The sequence below is a fragment of the Limimaricola litoreus genome, assembly GCF_024159025.1.
GTDB classification, from domain to species: Bacteria; Pseudomonadota; Alphaproteobacteria; order Rhodobacterales; family Rhodobacteraceae; genus Limimaricola; species Limimaricola litoreus.
In genome coordinates this window covers 1-6,530 of sequence record NZ_JAMYXC010000131.1, presented here as the reverse complement: position 1 = coordinate 6,530, position 6,530 = coordinate 1, and the positions used below count along the sequence as shown (strand labels likewise).

Annotated in this window: 8 protein-coding genes; 5 read left to right on the top strand and 3 right to left on the bottom strand. The window is 69.0% G+C overall.

Annotation, left to right across the window (positions count from 1 at the left end; genetic code table 11):
• The 3 genes from NHG85_RS09250 to NHG85_RS09240 form a co-directional block, all read left to right on the top strand.
• The coding region (locus NHG85_RS09250) for a hypothetical protein (protein WP_253331703.1) at nt 1–366 on the top strand (366 nt) is incomplete at its 5' end.
• A gap of 141 nt (nt 367–507) precedes the next feature.
• The gene (gene rnhB / locus NHG85_RS09245; protein WP_253331701.1) at nt 508–1,137 is read left to right on the top strand and encodes a ribonuclease HII; all 630 of its coding nucleotides are present in this window, start codon (nt 508–510) and stop codon (nt 1,135–1,137) included.
• A 91-nt stretch (nt 1,138–1,228) separates the two neighbouring features.
• Nucleotides 1,229–2,338 (top strand): site-specific DNA-methyltransferase, encoded by a 1,110-nt coding sequence (locus NHG85_RS09240; protein ID WP_253331699.1) that lies wholly within the window; start codon nt 1,229–1,231, stop codon nt 2,336–2,338.
• Here the strand turns inward: NHG85_RS09240 and NHG85_RS09235 are convergent.
• On the bottom strand, nt 2,335–3,477 hold the full coding sequence (locus tag NHG85_RS09235; protein WP_253331696.1) for an alkane 1-monooxygenase: 1,143 nt from the start codon (nt 3,475–3,477) through the stop codon (nt 2,335–2,337). The two genes, NHG85_RS09240 and NHG85_RS09235, sit on opposite strands and share 4 nt — an antisense overlap.
• Nucleotides 3,478–3,486: 9 nt before the next feature.
• A complete protein-coding gene (locus NHG85_RS09230) occupies nt 3,487–4,497 on the bottom strand; it encodes an A/G-specific adenine glycosylase (RefSeq protein ID WP_253331705.1) in 1,011 nt (336 codons plus the stop codon).
• 111 nt (nt 4,498–4,608) lie between these two features.
• Between NHG85_RS09230 and NHG85_RS09225 the strand changes: the two genes are divergently transcribed.
• Nucleotides 4,609–5,118, top strand: coding sequence for a DUF721 domain-containing protein (locus NHG85_RS09225; RefSeq protein WP_253331694.1), 510 nt, complete (start codon nt 4,609–4,611; stop codon nt 5,116–5,118).
• A 13-nt stretch (nt 5,119–5,131) separates the two neighbouring features.
• On the top strand, nt 5,132–5,881 hold the full coding sequence (locus tag NHG85_RS09220) for a DsbA family protein (protein WP_253331692.1): 750 nt from the start codon (nt 5,132–5,134) through the stop codon (nt 5,879–5,881).
• Here the strand turns inward: NHG85_RS09220 and lpxK are convergent.
• Nucleotides 5,868–6,530 (bottom strand): tetraacyldisaccharide 4'-kinase (gene lpxK / locus NHG85_RS09215; RefSeq protein WP_253331690.1); only part of this gene is annotated, 663 nt, incomplete at its 5' end. The two genes, NHG85_RS09220 and lpxK, sit on opposite strands and share 14 nt — an antisense overlap.

Here is a 6,530-nt window from a genome sequence, read left to right as displayed (position 1 = left end):
CAGCTGGCGCCGGTGGCCCCCGAAACGCCGCAGGCCCGCCCCGAGGCCTGGCCCTCCGTGCCGCGCGAGGAAGTCACGCCCGATCTGCTGCGCGACTGGCAGCCGGCCGCCGCCGCCCCGGCCACGCCGATGCCGCAGACCACCACCCCGGTCGCCACGGGGGAGATCCCCTTCGCCTGCCTGCGCCAGCGGCAGATCGATTTCGAGGCCGCATCGGTCGTCGATGCCGCCTGCCTCGACGGCTACCCGGTTCTGGCGCGCAGCTTTCCGGGCGACTGCGCGGTGAGCGCGGCCGATGGCGGCGCGATCTCCGGCTATGACACGCAGTGCCTGCGCGGGCGCGGCTACAGAGTTGCCGTCCGGTAAAACGGTCGTGCAGGGATGCGGCTCTTGCCCCAGATGCCGCATCCCCATCGGGGGCGGGGGATCCAGATCCTCCGCCCTCTTTTGGTATCCGCGCCGGCCGCCGGGCTTGATCGCGGCGCCGCCCCGGGCCAGAAGCCGGGCATGCCACCCGATTTTTCACACGAGACCGCCGCCCGCGACCTCGGGCTCATCCGCATCTGCGGCGTTGACGAGGTCGGGCGCGGTCCGCTCGCCGGACCGGTCACCGCCGCGGCGGTGATTCTCGACCCCCTCTGCATCCCCGAGGGGCTCGATGATTCGAAACGCCTGACGCAGCGGCGCCGCACCGCGCTGGCCGCCGAGATCGCGCGCACGGCCGAGGTTTCGATCGCCCATGCCAGCGTCGCCGAAATCGAGGACCACAACATCCTGCGTGCCGCGCATCTCGCGATGATCCGCGCCATCGCCGGGCTGAGCCTGCCGCCCTGCCACGTGCTGGTCGATGGCAACATGGTGCCGCGCGGGCTCGACCGCCCTTGCGAGACGCTGGTGGGCGGCGACGGGCGCTCGCTCAGCATCGCCGCCGCCTCGATCATCGCCAAGGTGGAGCGCGACAGGATCATGGCCGATCTGGCCCGCGCCCATCCCGGCTATGGCTGGGAGCGCAACGCGGGCTATGGCACGGCCCAGCACAAGGCGGCGCTGCAGGAGCTGGGGGTTACACCTCATCATAGGCGCAAGTTCAGGCCTATCCACAACATCTTGTATCAAGGCGCAATCGCAAGCGACTGATTCGAAAAAGATTTTGACACCGACTCACCTCTGACTCATATTTATCCACAACCACGAAGCGGGCGACCGCCGCGGATCAGAGGCGTTTTTCATGACCACGAAGACGAAAAGCCGGGGGGCGGGAACGCTTCCCCTCAACAACGTTTTGGCGGGCGACTGCGTGGCGCAGATGCGCAAGCTGCCGGACGAGAGCGTCGATCTGGTCTTTGCCGACCCGCCCTACAACCTGCAGCTTCGCGGCGATCTCATGCGCCCCGACAATTCCCGCGTCGATGCGGTCGATGACGACTGGGACAGCTTCGCCAGCTTCAAGACCTATGACGCCTTCACCCGCGCCTGGCTTCGCCAAGCCCGCCGCATCCTCAAGCCGCATGGCGCGATCTGGGTGATCGGCTCTTATCACAACGTGTTCCGCCTCGGCGCCGAACTGCAGAATCAGGGCTTCTGGATTCTCAACGACGTGGTCTGGCGCAAATCCAACCCGATGCCGAACTTCCGCGGCAAGCGGCTGACCAACGCGCATGAGACGCTAATCTGGGCCTCGAAATCCGAAGGCGCGAAATACACCTTCAACTACGAGGCGCTGAAGGCGCTGAACGAAGGCGTGCAGATGCGCTCGGACTGGGTGCTGCCGATCTGCACCGGGCACGAGCGCTTGAAGGACGAGAGCGGCCAGAAGGCGCATCCGACGCAAAAGCCCGAATCGCTGCTGCACCGGGTGATCCTCGGCACCACCAACCCCGGCGATGTGATCCTCGATCCGTTCTTCGGCACCGGCACCACCGGCGCGGTGGCCAAGGCAATGGGCCGCGATTTCATCGGCATCGAGCGCGAGGCCGACTACCGCAAGGTCGCCAAGGCGCGAATCGCGCAGGTGCGCCCCTACGATTCGGACGCGCTGCAGGTCTCGACCTCAAAACGCGCCGAGCCGCGCGTCGCCTTCGGCGTTCTGGTCGAGCGGGGTATGCTGCGCCCGGGCGAGGTGCTGCATAGCCTGGGTGGCCGCCACAAGGCGCGGGTGCGCGCCGACGGCACGCTGGTCTGTTCCGAGGCCAAGGGCTCGATCCATCAGGTCGGCGCCCAGCTCGAGGGCGCGCCGTCGTGCAATGGCTGGACCTACTGGCACTTCAAGCGCGACGGCATGACCGTGCCGATCGACCTGCTGCGCCAGCAGGTGCGCGCCGAGATGGCCGAGGGCTAGGCCCCGCGGGGCCTGGGCAGCTCGCCGCGCTTGTACGGTCCCCAATCCGAAATCTCGGGGTAGAACTGCCGCCGCCACGCGCGCACGCGGGGGTTCATCATCCGCCGCCACAGGGGCGGGATCAGCGCCGCCACCCCCATGATCGGATAGCCCTGCGGCAGCTGCGGCGCCTCTTCGGGCGGGTAGGTCTGCAGCAGCGGATAGCGGCGGTCAGGCTTGTAGTGATGGTCCGAATGGCGCTGCAGGTTGATCAGCAGCCGGTTCGAGGCGCGGTGCTCGGCGTTCCAGGAATGGCGCGGGCGCACCGGCTCGTAACGGCCATCGCCCAGATGCTTCCGCGTCAGCCCGTAATGCTCGATGTAATTGACGAGCTCCAGCTGCCAGATCGCGACGAAGGCCTGCAGCGCGAAGAGCGCCAGCCCCTCGATCCCGCCAAGTGCCAGTGCCAGCGCCAGCATCCCCGCCTGCAGCGCGGCGTAGCGCCAGAAGGGATTCGCGCGGCTTTTCATCCCCAGCCCCTTGCGCGCCAGCATCCGCGCCTCGGCCCGCCATGCGTCGCGGGGCATCCGCCACAGCACGCGAAAGAAGTGCCGGTGAAACCCCTCGTTGTAGCGCGCCGTCACCACGTCGGCGGGGGTGCCGACATGCAGGTGATGCACTCGCAGGTGATGCGAGCGGAAGGGCGACCAGAGCACCATGGCCAGCAGGATGTCGCCCAGCCAGCGCTCGACCCGGTCCCGCTGGTGCAGGAGTTCATGCGCATAGACGATGCCGACCGCGCCCGAGATTACGCCCTGACCCACGAAAAGGCCGATCTTCTCCCAGCCGCCCAGATGCCCCGCGCGGGTGGCGTAGAAGACGAGGCCGAAGGTCATGGCCGCCTGCGCAGGCACCCAGATCATGGTCAGCAGGCTGTGCCAGAACAGCGCCTCCTCGGGCGTGTCGGGGTCGGGGTTCGATCGGTCGAGCCCGCCGACGAGATCGAGGATGTCGAACAGCAGCCAGGCAAAGGCGGGCAGCAGGAGCACCCACCAGCCGCCCATTTGGGCCGCGAACGCCGCCAGAGGCAGCGTCAGCAGCGACACCCAGTAGGGCAGGGCGGCAAGAAGGGACGCGCGGGTGGCGGGGAGGGTGCTCATGCGCGAAGTCTAGCCAGCCGCTCTCGCCCGCTCAACGAGGAGATGCGGCGCCGCGACGTCGTGCACCTTGCGCATCGCCGTGGGCAGGGTGCCGGGGCGGAACTCGGAGGCTGGCACGAAATGCCCGCGTTCGGGGTTCGAGGGCGGCAGATCGGCGACCATGACGGTCAGCGTCAGCCGGAAATGGGTGAAGACATGCTCTGCTTCGCCCACCGCGCGCCAATCGGCGGGCGCAGGGGGCAGGGGGGCCGGTGCGTCGCTCCACTCCGAGCCGGGAAAGCCCAGCATCCCGCCCAGGAGCCCCTTTTCGGGCCGGGTCTCCACCAGCCAGGCGCCGTCGTCCCGCCGTCCGACATAGGCGTAGCCGCGACGATGCGGCTTGGCCTTCTTCGGCGCCTTTACCGGGCGCTGGGCTTCGGTGCCGTTCTGGCGGGCAAGGCAGGGATCGCGCAAAGGACAGATGCCGCAGGCGGGGCTTTTCGGCGTGCAGATCGTGGCGCCGAGATCCATCACCGCCTGCGCGTGATCGCCGGGGCGGGCGTGGGAGGTCAGCCGCGCGGCATGGGCCGTGAGCTCGGGCTTGGCGGCGGGCAGCGGGGTGTCCACGTCGAAAAGGCGCGACATCACCCGCTCGACATTGCCATCGACCACCGTCTCGGGCCGGTCGAAGGCGATCGCGGCCACGGCGGCGGCGGTGTAGGGGCCGATGCCGGGCAGGGCGATCAGCGCGTCATGCGTGTCGGGAAAGCGCCCGCCGTGATCGGCGACGATCGCGCGCGCGCATTTGAGCAGGTTGCGGGCGCGGGCGTAGTAGCCCAGTCCCGCCCATTCGGCCATGACATCGGCGTCCGGCGCGGCGGCCAGATCGGCGACGGTGGGCCAGAGCGCGGTGAATCGTTCGTGATATTTCCGCACGGCGGCCACGGTGGTCTGCTGCAGCATCACCTCCGACAGCCAGACACGGTAGGGATCGGGGCGGATGCCCGCCGCGCGTTCGGCCGGGCCGGTGCGCCACGGCATGGTCCGGGCATGACGGTCGTACCACGCCAGAAGCGCTTCGGTGATTTCGGTTTCCTGCACGTCGTCCCCTCTGGCCCGGCCCCCCTCCCATCTAGTAGGGTGGGTGCTGTCATGAAACAGCGACGCCACTCCTCCACACGCGGTTTTGCGCAGGCCTCCGGCCTGCTGCAGTCGCGCATCCGCGGCGCCTCCGAAGCGCGGGGATTCGCGGTGACGCGTCTGCTCACCCATTGGGCCGAGATCGTGGGCGAAGACACGGCCCGGATTGCGCAGCCGGTGAAGGTCGGCTACGGGCGCGACGGGCTTGGCGCGACGCTGACGCTGCTGACCACGGGCGCGCAGGCGCCGATGCTGTCGATGCAGGCCGAGGCGATCCGCGAGCGGGTCAACGCCTGCTACGGCTACCGCGCGATTTCCAAGGTGCGCATCACCCAGACCGCGCCGACGGGATTCGCCGAGGGGCAGGCGGCCTTCGCCCCCGCCCCGAAACCGGCCCCCGCCCGGCCCGACCCGCAAGTGAGGGCGCAGGCGGCGAAGACCGCCGAAGGGGTCGGGGACACGGAATTGCGACTTGCGCTCGAGGCCTTGGCTGCCAATGTCCTGTCCAAACGACGGAATTGAAGGCAGACCACTGATGAAACTCGCAAGCTCCACCATCGCCCTGACCGCCGCGCTGGGCTGGATGGCCCTCGCGGCCCCGCTCTCGGCGCAGGAGGCCACCGAGGTCGAAGCCGAGACCGCGGTCGAGACGGAAACCGAAATCGAAGCGGAGGCCGGGACCGAGGTGGAAGCCGAAGCGGAGATGGAGGCCGAGGCGGAAACCGAGGTCGAAACTGCGACGGAGACCGCCCCCGCCGAGGAGGGCATCGTCGAGATGGCGCAGGGTGCCGAGGACGCGCCGGTCACGGTGATGGAATACGCCTCCTACACCTGCCCGCATTGCGCCAACTGGCACGAGGAGAGCTATCCGCAGCTCAAGGACTACATCGACGAGGGCAAGGTGCGCTTCGTCTACCGCGAGGTCTATTTCGACCGGCCCGGCCTCTGGGCCTCGATGATCGCGCGCTGCGGCGGCGAGCAGAAATTCTTCGGTGTCTCGGACATGCTCTACGAGCAGCAGCGCGACTGGGCCGCTGGCGGCGATCCGGCGGCGATCGCGACCAAGCTGCGCGAGATCGGCCTCAAGGCCGGGCTGGAAGAGGCGCAGCTCGAAGCCTGCCTGACCGATGGCGACAAGGCGCAGGAACTGGTGAACTGGTTCGAGCAGAACGCCGAGGAGGACGGGATCAACTCCACCCCGACCTTCCTGATCAACGGCGAGAAGTATGCGAACATGGCCTGGCCCGACATGGCCGAGATCATCGACGGGCTTATCGAGGAGTAAGCCCCAGCCGGTCCAGAGCGGCGTCGAGCGGGGCCACGTCGCCCCATTCGAGCCGCACCGGCAGGGTCAGCACCTTGGATCTGAAGGACGCGGGCAGGCGCACCGCGTCCTTTTCCGTTGTCACCAGCTGCGCGGGCAGAGCGCGCGCCTCCTGCTCCAGCCGTGTCATAAGCGCGGGCGTCAGCGGCTGGTGATCGCCCAAGGGCTCGGCCCGGCGCAGATCGGCGCCAAGACCCTTGAGCGTGGCGAAGAATTTCTCCGGATGGCCGATCCCCGCAAAGGCCAGCACCGGCATCCGCTCCCAGACCATGCCCGTCATCAGCGGCGCGAGCCGCCCGGACAGATGCGGCAATCCGCCCAGCGCAGCCCCCCAGCGGGCCCTGAAGCGGCGCTGCTGCTCTTCCCCGCCGATCGACAGCACCATGTCGGCGCGCGCGAGCCCTTCCTCCACCGGTTCGCGCAGCGGTCCCGCCGGGATCACGCGCCCGTTGCCGAAGCCGCGGGCGGCGTCGACCACCACGATCGAGAGATCCTTGTCCAGCGCCGGGTTCTGGAAGCCGTCGTCGAGGATGATCGCCTGCGCCCCGGCTTCGACCGCCGCCCGCGCCCCCGCCGCCCGGTCGCGCGCGACCCAGACCGGCCCGAAGGC

Bases quoted from the DNA above. Each gene is read 5' to 3' on its own strand.
- rnhB (WP_253331701.1), top strand. From the start codon at position 508: ATGCCACCCGATTTTTCACACGAGACCGCCGCCCGCGACCTCGGGCTC.
- NHG85_RS09240 (WP_253331699.1), top strand. From the start codon at position 1,229: ATGACCACGAAGACGAAAAGCCGGGGGGCGGGAACGCTTCCCCTCAAC.
- NHG85_RS09235 (WP_253331696.1), bottom strand. From the start codon at position 3,477: ATGAGCACCCTCCCCGCCACCCGCGCGTCCCTTCTTGCCGCCCTGCCC.
- NHG85_RS09230 (WP_253331705.1), bottom strand. From the start codon at position 4,497: ATGCCGTGGCGCACCGGCCCGGCCGAACGCGCGGCGGGCATCCGCCCC.
- NHG85_RS09225 (WP_253331694.1), top strand. From the start codon at position 4,609: ATGAAACAGCGACGCCACTCCTCCACACGCGGTTTTGCGCAGGCCTCC.
- NHG85_RS09220 (WP_253331692.1), top strand. From the start codon at position 5,132: ATGAAACTCGCAAGCTCCACCATCGCCCTGACCGCCGCGCTGGGCTGG.